Origin of the sequence: Tuberibacillus calidus DSM 17572 (genome assembly GCF_000430685.1) — a bacterium.
Classification (GTDB): domain Bacteria; phylum Bacillota; class Bacilli; order Bacillales; family Sporolactobacillaceae; genus Tuberibacillus; species Tuberibacillus calidus.
In genome coordinates, this window is sequence record NZ_KE387195.1 from 1 (window position 1) to 15,607 (window position 15,607).

At 43.8% G+C, this 15,607-nt stretch carries 16 protein-coding genes, 1 tRNA gene and 1 riboswitch; of the genes, 6 read left to right on the plus strand and 11 right to left on the minus strand.

What is annotated here, in order from left to right; translation table 11 throughout:
* Nucleotides 1-526 precede the first annotated feature (526 nt).
* Nucleotides 527-1,543 (plus strand): FUSC family protein, encoded by a 1,017-nt coding sequence (locus H532_RS19180; protein WP_162142937.1) that lies wholly within the window; start codon nt 527-529, stop codon nt 1,541-1,543.
* Nucleotides 1,544-1,733: 190 nt separating this feature from the next.
* Here H532_RS19180 and H532_RS19185 read toward each other — a convergent pair whose 3' ends face one another.
* The 6 genes from H532_RS19185 to H532_RS0115770 form a co-directional block, all read right to left on the minus strand.
* Nucleotides 1,734-2,483, minus strand: a complete 750-nt coding sequence (locus H532_RS19185; RefSeq protein ID WP_051263385.1) for a GH25 family lysozyme — start codon at nt 2,481-2,483, stop codon at nt 1,734-1,736.
* A 156-nt stretch (nt 2,484-2,639) separates the two neighbouring features.
* On the minus strand, nt 2,640-2,996 hold the full coding sequence (locus H532_RS0115745) for a replication initiation protein (RefSeq protein WP_027726265.1): 357 nt from the start codon (nt 2,994-2,996) through the stop codon (nt 2,640-2,642).
* Nucleotides 2,989-3,186 carry a DUF5370 family protein gene (locus H532_RS0115750; protein ID WP_027726266.1) on the minus strand — a complete coding sequence of 66 codons (198 nt, stop codon included), beginning with the start codon at nt 3,184-3,186 and terminating at the stop codon, nt 2,989-2,991. The genes H532_RS0115745 and H532_RS0115750 overlap by 8 nt, the downstream gene beginning before the upstream one ends.
* A 251-nt stretch (nt 3,187-3,437) precedes the next feature.
* Nucleotides 3,438-4,637, minus strand: coding sequence for a hypothetical protein (locus H532_RS0115755; RefSeq protein WP_027726267.1), 1,200 nt, complete (start codon nt 4,635-4,637; stop codon nt 3,438-3,440).
* On the minus strand, nt 4,634-5,101 hold the full coding sequence (locus tag H532_RS0115760) for an RNA polymerase sigma factor (protein WP_027726268.1): 468 nt from the start codon (nt 5,099-5,101) through the stop codon (nt 4,634-4,636). The genes H532_RS0115755 and H532_RS0115760 overlap by 4 nt, the downstream gene beginning before the upstream one ends.
* Before the next feature lie 357 nt (nt 5,102-5,458).
* A complete protein-coding gene (locus H532_RS0115770) occupies nt 5,459-5,671 on the minus strand; it encodes a hypothetical protein (RefSeq protein ID WP_027726270.1) in 213 nt (70 codons plus the stop codon).
* A gap of 222 nt (nt 5,672-5,893) precedes the next feature.
* A riboswitch (cyclic di-GMP riboswitch) is annotated at nt 5,894-5,979 on the minus strand.
* Nucleotides 5,980-6,375: 396 nt separating this feature from the next.
* On the opposite strand from H532_RS0115770, the gene H532_RS0115780 reads away from it, so the two are divergent.
* The 4 genes from H532_RS0115780 to H532_RS0115800 all read left to right on the plus strand — a co-directional run bounded on the left by H532_RS0115780 (nt 6,376) and on the right by H532_RS0115800 (nt 9,659).
* A complete protein-coding gene (locus tag H532_RS0115780; protein ID WP_027726271.1) occupies nt 6,376-7,956 on the plus strand; it encodes an APC family permease in 1,581 nt (526 codons plus the stop codon).
* 255 nt (nt 7,957-8,211) lie between these two features.
* Nucleotides 8,212-8,287: transfer RNA gene (locus tag H532_RS0115785), tRNA-Ala, on the plus strand.
* A 602-nt stretch (nt 8,288-8,889) separates the two neighbouring features.
* Nucleotides 8,890-8,982, plus strand: coding sequence for a YjcZ family sporulation protein (locus tag H532_RS20090; protein ID WP_081412507.1), 93 nt, complete (start codon nt 8,890-8,892; stop codon nt 8,980-8,982).
* A gap of 173 nt (nt 8,983-9,155) precedes the next feature.
* Nucleotides 9,156-9,659 carry a hypothetical protein gene (locus tag H532_RS0115800; protein ID WP_027726272.1) on the plus strand — a complete coding sequence of 168 codons (504 nt, stop codon included), beginning with the start codon at nt 9,156-9,158 and terminating at the stop codon, nt 9,657-9,659.
* Between the two features lie 160 nt (nt 9,660-9,819).
* On the opposite strand, the gene H532_RS0115805 is transcribed toward H532_RS0115800, so the two are convergent.
* From H532_RS0115805 to H532_RS0115815, 3 genes are read right to left on the minus strand one after another with little or no spacing between them, the layout of a single operon-like run.
* Nucleotides 9,820-10,650, minus strand: coding sequence for a hypothetical protein (locus H532_RS0115805; protein WP_027726273.1), 831 nt, complete (start codon nt 10,648-10,650; stop codon nt 9,820-9,822).
* Complete coding sequence (locus H532_RS0115810; protein ID WP_027726274.1) at nt 10,647-11,174, minus strand: anti-sigma factor family protein; 528 nt, start codon at nt 11,172-11,174, stop codon at nt 10,647-10,649. The genes H532_RS0115805 and H532_RS0115810 overlap by 4 nt, the downstream gene beginning before the upstream one ends.
* Nucleotides 11,158-11,697: an RNA polymerase sigma factor gene (locus tag H532_RS0115815; protein ID WP_027726275.1), complete on the minus strand. Its 540-nt coding sequence runs from the start codon at nt 11,695-11,697 to the stop codon at nt 11,158-11,160. The genes H532_RS0115810 and H532_RS0115815 overlap by 17 nt, the downstream gene beginning before the upstream one ends.
* 191 nt (nt 11,698-11,888) lie before the next feature.
* On the opposite strand from H532_RS0115815, the gene H532_RS19190 reads away from it, so the two are divergent.
* Nucleotides 11,889-13,067, plus strand: coding sequence for an MGDG synthase family glycosyltransferase (locus H532_RS19190; protein WP_051263386.1), 1,179 nt, complete (start codon nt 11,889-11,891; stop codon nt 13,065-13,067).
* Nucleotides 13,068-13,536: 469 nt separating this feature from the next.
* Here the strand turns inward: H532_RS19190 and fumC are convergent, their stop codons facing one another.
* Together fumC and H532_RS0115830 are read right to left on the minus strand one after the other, a co-directional pair.
* Nucleotides 13,537-14,925: a class II fumarate hydratase gene (gene fumC / locus H532_RS0115825; protein ID WP_027726276.1), complete on the minus strand. Its 1,389-nt coding sequence runs from the start codon at nt 14,923-14,925 to the stop codon at nt 13,537-13,539.
* Nucleotides 14,926-15,289: 364 nt separating this feature from the next.
* Nucleotides 15,290-15,580 carry a YggT family protein gene (locus tag H532_RS0115830; RefSeq protein WP_027726277.1) on the minus strand — a complete coding sequence of 97 codons (291 nt, stop codon included), beginning with the start codon at nt 15,578-15,580 and terminating at the stop codon, nt 15,290-15,292.
* Nucleotides 15,581-15,607 lie beyond the last annotated feature (27 nt).

The window sequence follows — 15,607 nt, forward strand, 5'->3', positions numbered from 1 at the left end:
GTTTTTAAATGCCCTTAATCGCGAGCCCAGCCGAACCTCAAAAGGGAGGAAAAAGAAAGGGAAACCAGGAAGACCGAGAAAACATCCCAGAAAACTAAAAGCAGTCAAATTTATGGTTAAATAATTGAATTCCACAAAATGGTAACTTGTCTATTTCTAAGACAACGTTGCCTTTTTTCATTAATTAAAAGAAAAACAAATTCCATTAAATTACATTAAAGGATAATAAATGAAATCCAACTTTTTATCATTATGGTATTTTAAAAAATCGCCAAGATTGATTTGAGCCATTTCACATAAATGTAATTATATTCCAGCTATTTGCAAACCTAGTGGTGTTTACCGCCATAAATCGCTCATTTACCGTGAGTTTTTCATCGTTTACCGCTGAAATTCAGCTATTTACCGCCAGTTTTTTTAAATTTACCGCCAGATGAACACCATTCTGACAACTTTACACCAGTATAAAAAAGCGGGATCCACAAAAAATAAAAATGTTTTGATCGTTTGTGAGGGGGATCGGATGGTGTCCAAACTGATAGGGTTTATTAAAAACACAAGTATTGTATGGAAAACCGCCATCGGTTCGGCGCTTTCCTGGCGAATCGCGCAATGGGCGGGTTCTTCCCACCCATACCTCGCTCCAATTACTTTGATTTTGTCTTTACAGTCCACATTGAACAAATCTGTCCATTTTGCCATATATCGCATGTTCGGAACCGCCCTCGGCATTTTGATCACGGTCTTATTAGCCGGCTTTTTTTCCGTTTCTTATTGGACCATTGGCTTGTTAATTTTTATAGGTACGGCGGTGGCAAAACTGTTTAAAATGAATAATATCGTGATCCACCAAATTGCGCTCAGTATTTTATTGGTGTTTACCTTTGCGCATAAAGGTATGGATTACGGCATCGATCGACTGCGCGACACCATCATCGGTGCCCTCGTTGCTCTTGTTTTCACCGTGCTGATACTGCCGGAAGATCCCTTGAAATCACTTAAAAATAAATTTCTTTTATTAGCGGAAGAATTAGCCGCCAACCTCACAGCTTCTGCAGCCTGGGCTGAAAAAGGTTGTCCCACCGATGAAGGGGCAAAGCTCCATACCGGGACGAAAGCCTTATTAAAAGATCTCCATGAAGTTGAGAAAAAACTAGACCAAGCGATAAAAGATTTGCGCTATAATCCGTACAGCAAAAAACATAAACGGGAATGCCACTTTTTAAAAACACAGCTCTTACCTCTTCAACAAGGTTATACACACATGAGCCGCTTATTAAGAACGTTAACGGAATGGTCAGCTTCTGGAACGATGACAGCCTTTGACACTGCATTATGGTCAAGTTACCTTTATTCACTTGCGGCATATATTATTGAATGGAAAAGGGCGGTGGAACAAAAACGAACATCCAGAGTGATTTTTCAATTGACCTTACCGCCCGGAAGCGAGAAAAACATCTATCCAGACACTTTATATCACGAAGCCATGGAAATGCTCAGAGATTTTATGCCTACTGTTCACCGTAGCCCAACAACTTCATAGAAAAATTTTTGTTTCTGCATGTATAACCTCTCGGATTTTGGCGATACTTGAAATAAGTTATCTATCTTCTCCCCCTTAATCAGAGGTTGACGCGCGGAGATCATCCCATTGGCCGTCAACCTCCTTTTTTGCTCCTACGGTAACCGAATTTCAGTGATGCATATACCATCCTTTTTTTATAGGGATAAGCCTACGGTATGCGGATGGACTGGCCGATTTGCAGGCGCCGCGGATTGACCCGTGGATTGAGCTTCTGTAAAGTACCATGTGCCCAACCATTTTTTCTTTCCAAATCCCAAAAGGTATCGCCGGCCTGAATGGTATACGTATGCGGTTCGTCCGAGACTTCAGAGACCATCTCATCTAAGTCAACAAACCCTCTTATCCCGGGAACTCTCCCGCGATTGGAGTACTGAAAGACGCGCCACTTCTTCCAAATCTTATTCGGTCTTGGCTGATCAGTGCCGTAATGAGCGATCCAAAGCGGAACATGTTGCAAGATAGAAGTTAAATGATTGGCCGCCATATTTGCGTTCGTATATAGCATCACCTCATGATCCGTCCACTTCTTCACATTTTCCAGAAAAAACAGCGCGAGTTCGGACAGTTCAACCTTCGAAAGGCCATTTGTTACCTCCAAATCTAAAACATGCGGCAAAGCGCTTGGCATGGCGTCAATCGTTTGAACAAAATGCCGGGCTTCCCGCACTGCTTCCGCCCGATTCTTAAAACGGGCAAAATGGTAAAAGCCTATAGAGAGACCGGCTTTTGAAGCTCCTAAAGCATGGTCTTTCCATTTCGGGTCCGTCCACCCTTCCCCCTCTGTCGCCTTGATGAACACAAAGCGTTTTCCAGCGTCTGCTACTTTCTGCCAATTGATGTCCCCTTGCCAATGACTGACATCCACTCCTTGCGAATGATTCGGACTTCGCTTTTGCAAATGTGCTCCCTCCTTTAAAATTGGATAACTTTAAAATAAGAAAGGTAAATTTATGCCGCAAACCGCGTAAAAAATAAAACGAGAAGATATTCGGAGCGGAAAAATCCTTTTTCTATAAAAGAAAAAACCTTTTTGTCTCGCACAAAAAGGCTAAAATCATCGGTTATTTAAATAATCTTTAATCTCGACATACAAATTTTTCAAAATCGAATTGAATGTGATCGTGACTTTTTTATATTTGTCATCATAGCGAATATCCGTTAAGAGCGGGACATAAGCTTCTATTCCGTCGATCCGAACGGAGATGGTTTTTTCCTTCAACCGCTTTAACTTGTCGATAATATCGGACGGATTGAGACAATCCAGTTCAAAATCAATCAGTCGGAGACAATAGGCTTTCGTATTGGCATCCTCTTTTTTGACACATCGACTTAGCGCAGCGATAATTTTTCTTTCAAAGAGGGAAAGCGTTAAAAAGCGTTGTAAGAGCGGGTTTTGCACGGCCTTACTCAACCTCGCCTTCCGTTTCCAAAAAACGATCGACAACCGCCTCGATTTGTGCGGGGTCAGGGTCCCGACCGCTGAAAGCAAAAGGCAGTTCTTTAATGAACTGACCGTCCCTGTAAACATGCACCGCTCCTTTTTGTAACATCACACTATATTCCACACCGAACGTATACCCGTTCTTTTGAATCGCTCCCAAAACCACTCGCCTCCAGGCTTTTTTCGTGTTGCATGGCGCAACGCGGACCTTCGATTTATCCTCTTAAAAATTAGATTGATCAACTGAACTTTTTTTATGCCTATGGGTGAAAAAATACCGCCCAACCCCGTTCAAAAACCGACCGGAAGAGCTGGGCGGAGTTGACGGGGCGAGCGATGCGGCAAACTAGAACGTCAAAATTTCACGAAGTTTTTGCTGCCTATTCCCCTCAACCTTGCAAGCTGTAATTTTTACAAGGTCAGCTGACCGATGTTTCGAAACTCTGGTCGTTTATCCTCGTTTAAAAGATCCATCCGGCCCTCGTTCACCCTTAATAAGGAACGACAGACTCCCTTAAGCTTGGGGGTCGGAACGGAGAGATCCCCAAATAGATCTATCGCTGCCACTTGGTTGACAACGATATCCTCTGTGACGTCTTGATCAAGCGTCAAGCATCCAGTGACGATCAAGTTAATCGGATGATCGTAGGCCAAAAATTGATCCTTTGACCATTTTTCCTCACCTTCAATGAGGACATAATCATGGGTGTAAGATAAAACTTCCGTATCAAGGGTTTTGGTTTTTTCGTATAGCAAATCCTCTAAGGTTTCCGGACAGATGATAAAAGATGAGGAATAAATGCCGTCAATTGCTTCCCCCAACGCTTCTCTTGACACATCTGTTTGTATCACTAATGGTTGCGTGAGCCATAGTTTTTTATGGTGAAAACGGCGAAGCGAACGTTCATTTAAGATCAGTTGTTTTTCCACCGGTTCAAAACCTTCGGGAATGACGTTCATATCAACGGCCGAAATCGCATCTATTTTCTTTAACACATCAGGTTCTTGGTTCTCATACAGCGTCAGTTCACCTTTCACTTCTAATTTGCTGATCTTGTTAGCAAACAACGCCATATCTAAATCCTTTGGCAGTAAAAGCTCACCATGAACAATCAGCCACTGAGGTTGTTCAAACATATTTAGATAACCATTGGTTAATTTCAAAACACCGCGTTCAAACCGAGGCGCACAATCTTCATAGGGGATGATTTTTGCTCCATCTTTAAACCATGCGGCATGAAGTTTACCCACCAAGTGGCCTGGGCTATATACCTTCCCTTTGACGATCAGTTGCAATGGGCATGTATCAATAGCTTCGGACGGCACGTCATTTTCGATCATGATATTGCCGCTGACTACAAGATTCACGGAATCGGTGACAGACTTAAGATAGGTAGCATTGATCACCAAATCGCCTTGGAGATAGCGGTACCCTTCGGGGATTTCAAGTGCTTGCCCGATATTACCGATATTCAGAGAGTGAAGCAAATGAGCGGTTGATTTCTTAAAAACGACCATCCCAACATTATCAATGCGCTCAATGCCTTTGACACTGTCTTCGGTGGCATCCATCAGGTTTAATAAACCAACATTGCCGATATGCTGTTTCATCTTTTTTCCTCCTCAATCATTTTTCTTAACCGTTTTAAGGCAAGATGGAGTTTATAGCGAATTGTCGCTTGCGGAACACCTAATTGCTCCCCAATTTCCCGGCTTGATAGACCAACCCAATATCTTTTAAATACGAGATCGCCCCACTCTTTGGGCAAGCGGGATAAAAGGTCGGTCATCTCTATGGGATCACTCGTCAAATAAACAGCCATCCCCGCTTTTTCTTCCTCCCAAACCGTTGTCCGTTTTTCTTTGCGGCGCACATCCCTGAGCTGGTTTTTCATGACTTTGTAAAACCATGCCCGTTGTTTATAGGCTGGAGCATCGCTTAACCACCCTTCTTTCAACGACTTCAACCAAGCATCTTGCAGAAGATCATTGGCTTCTTGATGGTCACGTGAGATTGAAAGGGCAAACCGCAACAGGTCATCCTTTAACTGTTCATAAAGATCACTCACTTCCATCGACGTCACTCTCTTCTTCGCATGATTCATATAGATAACGCACAAAGGCTCTTAACTGTTTGAAAAAATTTTAAATCGCAAGCTTTCCGCATTCTTTTTTAAATATCAAATCTACTTTGTTGAATGTCAACATTTTCAAGGATGCTTCAGTGAAGCCTTTGTAGATCATAAGAAAAACCGAGCATACGCCAGGCGTTTAGGTGAGGGTCATACTGCTGCTGTATGTGGATTTTGCTTTTGGGTTTTGGCCGGGCCATCGCGGCTTTCATGCTGGTCTGTAAATGAGAGACGTTCATACCGGTAAACGAAAAGGGTGCTCCAAGCGCGGAACACCCTTTTACCTTTGCGAATTTCCTTTTAATTCGCATCCGGCTTTTCGATCTCATCAATTTGATTGATTTTTAGTTGCTCAACGGATTTTTGGTCGACATCATATAAAAGAATGTTATTTTCTTCTTCATTGATTTGTAAGATTTTTGCCCAGATGGTTTTACGTCCAACTTTTTGAACGACATATGTAATATATAAAAGCGCGTCTTCTTCCTTATATTTTTGAAGTGTTGAAAACATCGTTCCACAACCCTTAATAATGTAAAAGTATCTACCAAACCTATGACGGATTCATGTCATTGGCCGAAGAAAAACGTTGATGAAAAGCTGAAAAACCCCGACTCGAAGTACTATCGGTTAATGCGTTCTGGGTTTAGCTTGCTCCTTAAATGTTCAACATGTCCGACTGATTTTCATAAATAAAAAAGCTGCCCGAAAAAAGGACAGTCTTTTGCCCATTTCTTCGGTAACCCGGCGACCATAGCGTGATCCGCTTTAGGCCCGTGGCTTTGCGTCCCTGACTTTCGACAGGTTTGCCCTTTCGGTATAGCGCTCGATTTTATTTATCAACATTTTATTACATCTTTCGCGGTTTTTCCACAGGTTTAAAATCCCTGATAAGGTGATGCTTGACATTGCCATATGGTCACTTTTACCTTTCACTCGCCTCTTTCCCCAATTTTTCCCATTACGACTTTTTCCGATGACGTACGTTTATTGGCGAAAAACGGCGAATATTTTGGAGCGCCGTGTAACCGCCTTCATTTTCAAGTGCCCGTGGATGATTTTAGTCGTTCTGCTCACACTATTAGAAGGTGGAGCCGCCTTTTAATACCATGCCTCGTCCGTTTTGGATTCCCCATCTACAAAGAATAAAAACTACAAAATTCGACATCACATGATAAAATAAAACTTGTATTCAAAAAAACCGTCGAGGTGAGTCAATGGAAAACAACAAGATGAGAAGAGACATTAAAACCTTTGCTTTAACCATGACGGGGCTTGGCTCCATTATTGGTTCCGGATGGCTGTTCGGCGCATGGAGAGCTGCCGAAGTGGCCGGACCAGCGGCCTTAATATCATGGATTTTGGGAACATTTATTATTTTATTTATCGGTTTGACCTATGCGGAACTCGGGACGATGTTCCCCGAAGCAGGCGGCATGGTGCGCTACGCCCATTTTTCTCACGGCTCATTGGCTGGTTATATATCCGGCTGGGCGAACTGGATTGCGATCGTCTCCGTCATTCCTGTAGAGGCTGAAGCCTCGGTGCAATATATGAGTTCATGGCCCTTTGCTTGGGCTGAAGCGTTGTATAATGGGGAAGAATTGTCCATAAACGGACTGCTCATTGCAGCCCTCTTGGTCATCGTTTACTTTTTCCTTAATTATTTTACGGTCAGATTATTTGCGCGAGTCAACACGGCGATCACGGTTTTTAAATTTATCATCCCAGGGTTGACCATCCTCGGTTTACTTTTTGCTGGTTTCCACGGGAAAAACTTCACGGAATATAACGGTTTTATGCCTCATGGGTGGGCCGGGGTTTTGACGGCCATTGCCACATCCGGCATCGTGTTTGCCTTTAATGGTTTCCAAAGCCCTGTTAACATGGCCGGAGAGGCGAGAAACCCACGGCGGTCCGTCCCCATTGCCGTTATCGGGTCCATTCTTATGGCCGGCGTGATTTACGTCTTATTGCAACTGACGTTTATAGGTACAGTTAAGCCTGATATGCTGACCAATGGTTGGGAACACATCCAAATGAACTCGCCATTTGCCGACCTTGCCTTGGCATGGGGATTAAACTGGCTCGCTCTGTTGCTTTTTGCAGATGCCTTTGTATCCCCATCAGGAACCGGCATCACATATACAGCTACCACGGCAAGAATGATCTACGGCATGGAACAAAACGGGTATTTCCCGAAAATTTTCGGGTTTGTCAATCCGAAAGTTGGCGTTCCCCGTGCAGCCATGTGGTTTAACCTCGTTATCTCTTTTATGTTTTTGTTTCTGTTCAGAGGATGGGGGTCACTGGCTGCCGTCATTTCCGTCGCCACACTGATTTCCTATGTCACAGGCCCTATTTCTGTCATGGCTTTCCGGCGTTATGACGATGTTCACAAAACGTTGAGAATTAAAGGCATGCCTATCATCGCACCGATTGCCTTTATTATGGCTTCACTCATTTATTATTGGGCACAATGGCCGTTGACAGGTAAAGTGACCTTGATTATGGCGATTGGACTTCCTATCTATTTCTATTATCAAGCCCAATCTGGTTGGAAAGGTTTCTCTCGGGATTTGAAGGCAGGGCTATGGCTCATTGTGTATCTCTTTTACATGGCGTTCATTTCCTATATCGGAAGCTCGAAATTCCATGGCATAGACATCATTCCCTATGGCTGGGACTTTGTAGTCATCATTATTTCCGCGCTTGTTTTTTATGTTTGGGGTGTCCGTAGCGGCTATCGGACAAAAGATCTGGAACGCCTGATCAATAACCAAGAACAAGTTCATTAAGCTACAGTCTTGGATTTGTGAAAAAAATGGGCTCTGCCTAGCTTTTTGTTTCGGCAGAGCCTTCGTTATACTTAGGGTGATCTGAAAAAACTTTATCTTATTTTCTTACCGGTGTTAAAAACACAGATAACCTTCGGCAGAAAGTCTGTGTTTTTCTTCTTTAAAAACGATGACTAGAACTCCATTTTATTTTTTTAATTTTATTGTTGACACAGAATTGGACGTGTGATATATTTGTACATGTCGACAGGATATGGGGCATTAGCTCAGCCGGGAGAGCGCTTGCATGGCATGCAAGAGGTCAGCGGTTCGATCCCGCTATGCTCCACCAATACATAAAAATTCACCCCCTTTTGATAAGGGGGTTTTTGATTTATATAAAGAAACTTACCTCTTACCAGGCCCTTTTTGACGTCGGCAGGCTTTCGTTACACATTTGCTGAAAAATGGTTACCTTCCTTAGGCCGAAAGTAGAGCCTAAGCTAATTTAAAACTAGTTAAAAAATATATTTTCTTACCAATAAAACAAGCCGGGGCATACGCCCGGTCTTTTTTGATTTGAGACAAGGCAAGCGGCTGATCGGTTTAATTTAAAGACCACGAGGCCATATCCTTCTTCGAAATGGGCGATCGAGCCGTCCTATAACAGTTTTTTGTCCTCATTTTGCCATTTTCTGGAGAGACTGCTCATTTTCGACCTGCCTGAGCCTTAAAATTGCGCATGAATCGGATTTTTGTGCATTTTCGGTGGCCGTTCAGCCTGATTTTGCGCATATGCTGACCGATCCCCGCTCGGACACTCGACATTTTAAAGATTTTTGACAGGTGAATAGGGCATATGCCTTTTTTTATGATTTTGTTTTACTTGTCCCTGAGCACCTTGGCGATTGTAACGTATGATATACTATCCTGAGTATAAGGGGGTGCATGTTCATGAGTTACGGTTACGGGTATGGTTACGGCTTTGCCTTAATCGTTGTCCTGTTCATCCTCTTAATTATTGTCGGAACTGCTTACGTTTGGTAAAACGTATCGCCGCCGATTAACTCAGGATCACTCCTTGGGCACCCCATGCGGGTGCCTTTAATTTTTTGCAGAAAAATGCCTGTTTTTTGCGGAATTTTTGGTATTTTCACCACCCAAGCACGGGAATATTTTTTATACAATAAAAGTAATCAGCTCACGGGTGGTTGATAAATATGAAGCGATTGGAGAAAAAGTTCGCGCTCGTTTTTTTCATGGCTTTAGCTTTCTTCCTCATGTGGGGATGGGCATACGGCAATGACGGGTGGACGAGTCCTGAAAATAAATCATCGCATGAGGAAACGTCCTTAACAGCCGGAAGAACTATGGCAAAAACAAGCCAACCGGATGGGCTTGCATTTTTTAAAAATCACCTTAATAAAGGCATGACCCAAACTGATGTCGTGCGCTTATTCGGTAAAGATTATAAGGAAAGCGTAACGGAGCAAGCCGGGGAAAAATGCTGGACGTATTATTTTTCCAAAGACCCGAATTACCAGCCGACTGCACCCCCCTATGAAGTTGACCAAGAGAGCTTGAAGTCCGGAAAACTGCAATATCAACTTAGCATTGTCTGGGACGGTCGCGAAATAAAAAGTTATATACTTTTTTATCATGACAACGGGCGCATTAAAGAACTAAAAGAAAAATTTTTCGCCGGCCCTTATCCCAATGAATAATGAAAATTAGGCTCTGCCAAGCCTTATAGACGGTGGCAGAGCTTTAGTTGCCCTTTGGCTGATCTGAATTCCAACCCGTATAAAAAAGGCTGACAACTTCGGGTGAAGCGCTCGCCCAGAGCCGCTTTCAAAAAACCCCAACGCGTCAGCCTTTTGTTTTTTAAGTTTTAAACTTTATTTTCCTTGAAGCCCATAAAAACAGGTACGCGGATGCCAACCAGACCATGGCGATCGCCATTAAACAGCCGATAAAGGGGAGATTCATAAAACTGACTAAAACCAAAGCCCCGTAAAAAGCATTAAGCCATGGTTTCCGCTCTTCATGCCCGATCACCAACCGGCCAAGACGGTGGCTGATAACAGCAAAACCGATGAAGAAGAAGACTAACCAGAACAAGAAGAAGACCACAGCCGCTGGAAATCCAATAATCGTGATGGCCAATAAAATCGTAATCGCCGTAATCAAAACCCACGATACCGCCCCAACGACTATCGTGTAGGTTGGTCTTTCTTTTAGGAAAGAATCAAAGGATGCGATTTTATCCCGCAGGATTAAATGCATAAGTAACACCATAAGTATGAGCAATACACTTAAGCCGAGCCGAATGCTCCAACTCGTTAACAGTAAAATCCCGGCAACAATAAATCCCAATGAAGCTCCGTTTCCAAAAGTGACATTGATGACCTCGTCGGTCACCTTAGCTCCCGGTTCCTCAAGGATTTTACCGCCGATGACGAGGACCACATCGCGAATGCTTGCCGTCTTCTCAATCGATAAATCCCCGTCAATCACGATCACACTGCCTTTAACATGCCCTTTAATCACGGCGTCACTGCCAAAAACAACGACGTTATCAACCGTCTCACCCTGAGTAACCGTTGTCGGATCATCCTGAATAATATCCCCGCCGAAAGCCGAGGCCGGTCGCGCGATTGCAACCAGAGTAACGAAAACAATGAAAAAAACATAAAGAAAGGTGCGCTTTTTCATAAAAGCTCTCTCCTGTCATACGAACCCGTAAACCGCAAACGAAGTAAAAGCCCTACCGAAACGATTATAAGAATAATGGTTGCTCCATATAAAATCACCGTAAAGTATGGAATAGCGCCCACAACGATTGGGACCGTCTGCCAAATTTTGATACCGATTCCGGCAAGTTTATATAAAAACTTTGCGATCGCTATCAGAATAGGTGCCATTAGGGCAGCGGTTGCACCCATAACGATCAGCGAAATCACCCCTGCGAGCCAAATTCCGAAACCATTTGCGACACCCGTTTTCCGTTCTAAAACAGCGATACTGGCCATCACAGCCTGTTCAAGAGATGCCGGTACCTCAACCTTTTCATAGGCATCATGTAGCTGATCTCTTACATGTTGTAAGGAATAAAGGGTTTCACGGCAACTTTCACACGTTTTAATATGGTCCCGCACCCGATGCGCTTCTTCCTCCGTTAATTCATGATCAATATAGGCCGATAAGAGCTCTTCGACATGATCAGTCACTTTCTTCACCTCTTGTGAGTTCCTCCTTAAGTGTCCTCCGCGCGATGGATATTCTGGACTTAACGGTTCCTACAGGGATATTTAAAATATCAGCAATTTCGTTATAGGTATAGCCCTGAACATCTCGGAGGATAATGATTTCTCGATGGTCAGGGGATAATTTTTGTAAAGCTTGCCGAATCGTCATGCGGGTTTGACTTCTTTCAATAGGCGACTCCCGAGACGCTTTTCTTTCATGGTCAAGGAGAGGCACGTTTTTTCTCCTACTCGCCTTTTTTAAATGGTCATAGCATGCGTTGGAAACGATTCGCGAGAGCCAAGAGGTAAAAGCGTATTCATTATCTAATTTTTTAATGGCGTAAAACGCTTTAACGAAGGCATCTTGGGCGATATCCTCCGCCTCCATTCGGTCACCCACCATCGCATAGGCTTGACGAAATACGGAGCCTTGGTATTTTCTAACCAATGCCGCAAAAGCTTGTTGATCGCCTCTTTTGGCTTTATAGATCAGTTGGTTAAGTTCCTGGTCCACACCAATGCCCCCGCACTCATATTTCCATATGAAATGACTACATCATACAATAAAAAGTTCAGTGAAAAACGTCTTAAATAAAGGATACCCTTACGCCCGACCGATCAAACAAATTAAAATGAACGAATCCCCAATTCTAGCAGTCTTTTTTTTTATAAAAAAGATGAAAGTCACAGAATGGGGTACCTTATATGAATGAAAATGTTAAAAGAGATAAAATTCTCATCCTAACCAGCCATTACGGCGCGGGTCACTGGCAAGCTGCATCAGCCATTCAATCGGCCTTAATCACCCAATATCCCTCTCTGGAAACGGTGATCATTGACCCTGAAGCGGCTTTCCGTAAATTTTACGGCATGGTAAGTCATAAACTTTTTATCGGAACAGTAAAAAGATTGCCTTATTTATATGATTATCTTTATCAAAAGACGCGAACGCCAAATACTTTATCCCGTTTTCTAAAAGGCACGAACCACCTCGGGATTGAAGATTTCCTTTCTTGGATAAAATCCTTCGACCCTTCACTAGTTGTCAGTACAGATCCAGTATCATCCGGCATGACGGCGATACTAAAAAAAAGAGGCGCCGTTGATATTCCTTTTATCACCGTGATGACGGATTATGCCGTGCACAGCTATTGGGTCAATGAAGAAGTCGATCAAATCTTTGTAGGTTCCGAATCGGTGCGGCAAGGGCTGTGGCAGCTGGGTGTTGATGATGCCAAAATAAAAGTTACCGGCATCCCTATTAACCCCAAATTTTCCCGTCCCTTTAATCGCTCCGCTTTATTAAAAAAGCATGGGCTGAATGAAGAGCATCCTGTTATTCTGATTACCGGGGGCGGTTACGGCTTATTCGGTCACGACTTTTCGATTAGAAAACTTATAGACGTGATGCCTTGTCCGGTTCAAGTGATCATCGTTTGCGGCCATAATCACAATTTGTACAAAAAGATGGAAAGGGAGATAAAAACAATAAGCCAACCTATTTATCTTAAAAAGTATGTGGAAAACATGGAAGAACTCATGGCGATGACGGATGTCATGATTACGAAACCCGGCGGCCTATCCATTACGGAAGCCGTTTCTATGAATATCCCAATGATTCTCTACCAATCTCTCGGCGGGCACGAACAGGAAAATACCGACTATTTATTAGCCCATCAAGCGGCCGTCTTTGCCGAAGGCGATGAAGATTTATATCGTCACGTTGCCAAGCTTATTCAAGACCCGTTAAAGCGAAAGACGTTAATAGAAAACATGAAAACGATCCAACGGACACAAGCCGCCCAAGAAGCGGCCAAGCTCATTAAAGCTTACCTTCCCGTGCAAGCCGAGTACCCGTCCTTTTCTTTATACCAATATACCTAATTGATTATTGTAACTAAAGAAAACAAACCGATGAAATATGGTTTTATTTGCGCGAGGTTTTGACATGCCCCATTGTTAAAATCCCGCGCAAATTTTCTTTGTGCGAGTTTCTGACCGATAATTCCCCCGGAAAATTTGCGCAAAAGCTGGTTTTATCTCTACTTTGAGCAAAATCAGGCTGAGTTTTCAGCTTTTGGCCAAATTTTTAACGCCATCCTCCATTGGAAAAATAATGTAGTTTTGCCTGCCAAAGCTTGCGCAAACTCTATTCCGGCTTTTTTCAGCCTGTTTGTTGGTCGAAAAAAAGCTGACTGGAGATGAGCTTCTTTCCTCCAGTCAGCTTCATTATTTATAAAATGAAAAGGTTCCTTTGCCGGAGGCCCATCCGGCAGTCTTTTTTTAATGGTTACGTCGATGCAGTGCTCGACGAACGTTCAACCATACCTGCTTTGACACAAAAAGTGTACGTTTACGCTTTCGGGCCGATCATATTTTCAGGGCGCACGTAGCGGTCGAATTCTTCTTCCGTCAGAATGCCAGTTTTGATAGCGGCTTCTTTTAATGTTGTCCCCTCTTTATGAGCGGTTTTGGCGATTTTCGCAGCATTTTCATAACCGATATGCGGATTGAGCGCGGTAACGAGCATCAGCGAATTGTGCAAGTATTCATCAATTTTTTCCCGATTCGGTTCAATGCCGACAGCACAATGATCATTAAAGGAAATCATGGCATCAGCTAAAAGGCGAGCGGATTGCAAGAAATTATAAGCAATGACCGGTTTAAACACATTCAATTCAAAGTTGCCTTGACTTGCGGCAATACCGATCGTTGCGTCATTACCCATGACTTGCACTGCGACCATGGTAACAGCTTCGGATTGGGTCGGGTTGACTTTACCCGGCATAATCGAGCTACCTGGCTCGTTTTCCGGAATGGTAATCTCACCAATGCCGCAGCGCGGTCCGCTTGCCAGCCAGCGCACATCGTTGGCAATTTTCATGAGGTCAGCAGCGAGCGCTTTCAACGCGCCATGGGCGGTTGTGATTTGATCGTGGCTGGTGAGGGCGTGGAATTTGTTATCCGACGTTACAAATGTTTTGCCAGTCATCGCTGAAATTTCTTCAGCGGTCATACGGCCAAAATCCGGATGGGCATTCAATCCTGTGCCGACAGCCGTTCCGCCAATCGCCAATTCTTTCATATGGTTTGTTGTCTCTTTAATCATGGCTTCGCTTTTTTCCAGCATCGCCACCCAACCGCTGATTTCTTGACCGAGTGTCAGCGGGGTGGCATCTTGCAAGTGGGTCCGGCCGATTTTAATAATGTCGGCGAACGCTTCGGATTTTTCTTTAAGCGTCGCTTTTAATTTTTGCAACGCAGGCAGAACATCGTCTTCAACCGCGGTAACCGCTGCCACATGCAGCGCCGTCGGGTACGTATCATTCGAGCTTTGCGATTTATTGACATCGTCGTTGGGGTGTACACGTTTGTCGATGCCTTTTTCGGAAAGGATTTGGTTGGCACGGTTAGCAATGACTTCATTGACATTCATGTTGGATTGCGTGCCGCTTCCTGTTTGCCAAACGACGAGCGGAAAATGCTCATCCCATTTACCGCTGATCACTTCATCGGCGGCTTGGACAATCGCATCAGCTTTATCGGCATCCAGTTTTCCGAGTTTTTTATTCGCCAATGCGGCACCTTTTTTCAAAATGGCAAAGGCGCGAATAATTTCTATCGGCATTTTCTCCCAACCAATTTTAAAATTATCTTTGCTTCGTTGGGTTTGGGCCGCCCATAATTTATCGGCCGGAACTTTCACTTCGCCTAATGTATCATGCTCAATCCGATATTCCATCCGGTTCTACCTCCTATAAAATACAAATGCTAAAATAACCGTTTCCATTATAGCAAAATCCATGATAAAAGTGGTGTTTTGGCATTCCGAGGGTGAATCCAACCTCTAAAAATGCCATGGGGACGAAAATTGGTAAAACGGCAGAAAAACGCTCAAATGACCTCCCAAGCACAACAGGAAACGCCCACAAAAGAACAACAGCCATTGGACGTTTTCGGCTGCTACTTAGCTTCCACGTCACATCCGGGGCAGGTTGACCACAACAGGGACTCCCCTTTTATCATCAAAAGTGAAATCCCCTTGTCTGTGTCCGATGATTCATTCAGCCCTTATTCCCGCCCATCAGGGACTTGGCAAAAGGGCCTTATCTTTCAATCAACAAAGCCAGCCGCATTAATATATAACCGACAATGCTGTAGACGATAAACGCGAAGACGGCGGAAAGGTCGAGCTGATAGTCATCCATAAGCGTGACTGGCTCGAAAATGCCGACAAACGGTGCCAAAAGCGGAGCGTTAAGGGTATAGATAAAGCGCACAAATGGCACTTCCGCCGCCCCGAACAGCTTTAACATAATATATAAACCGATGATCACTTGGACAACCGATAAGACGATATTAATCAATTTGGCGAGCCAAAAGGAGTGACGCGGCATAAACTTCCCTCCTTGAAGAGGTTTGGC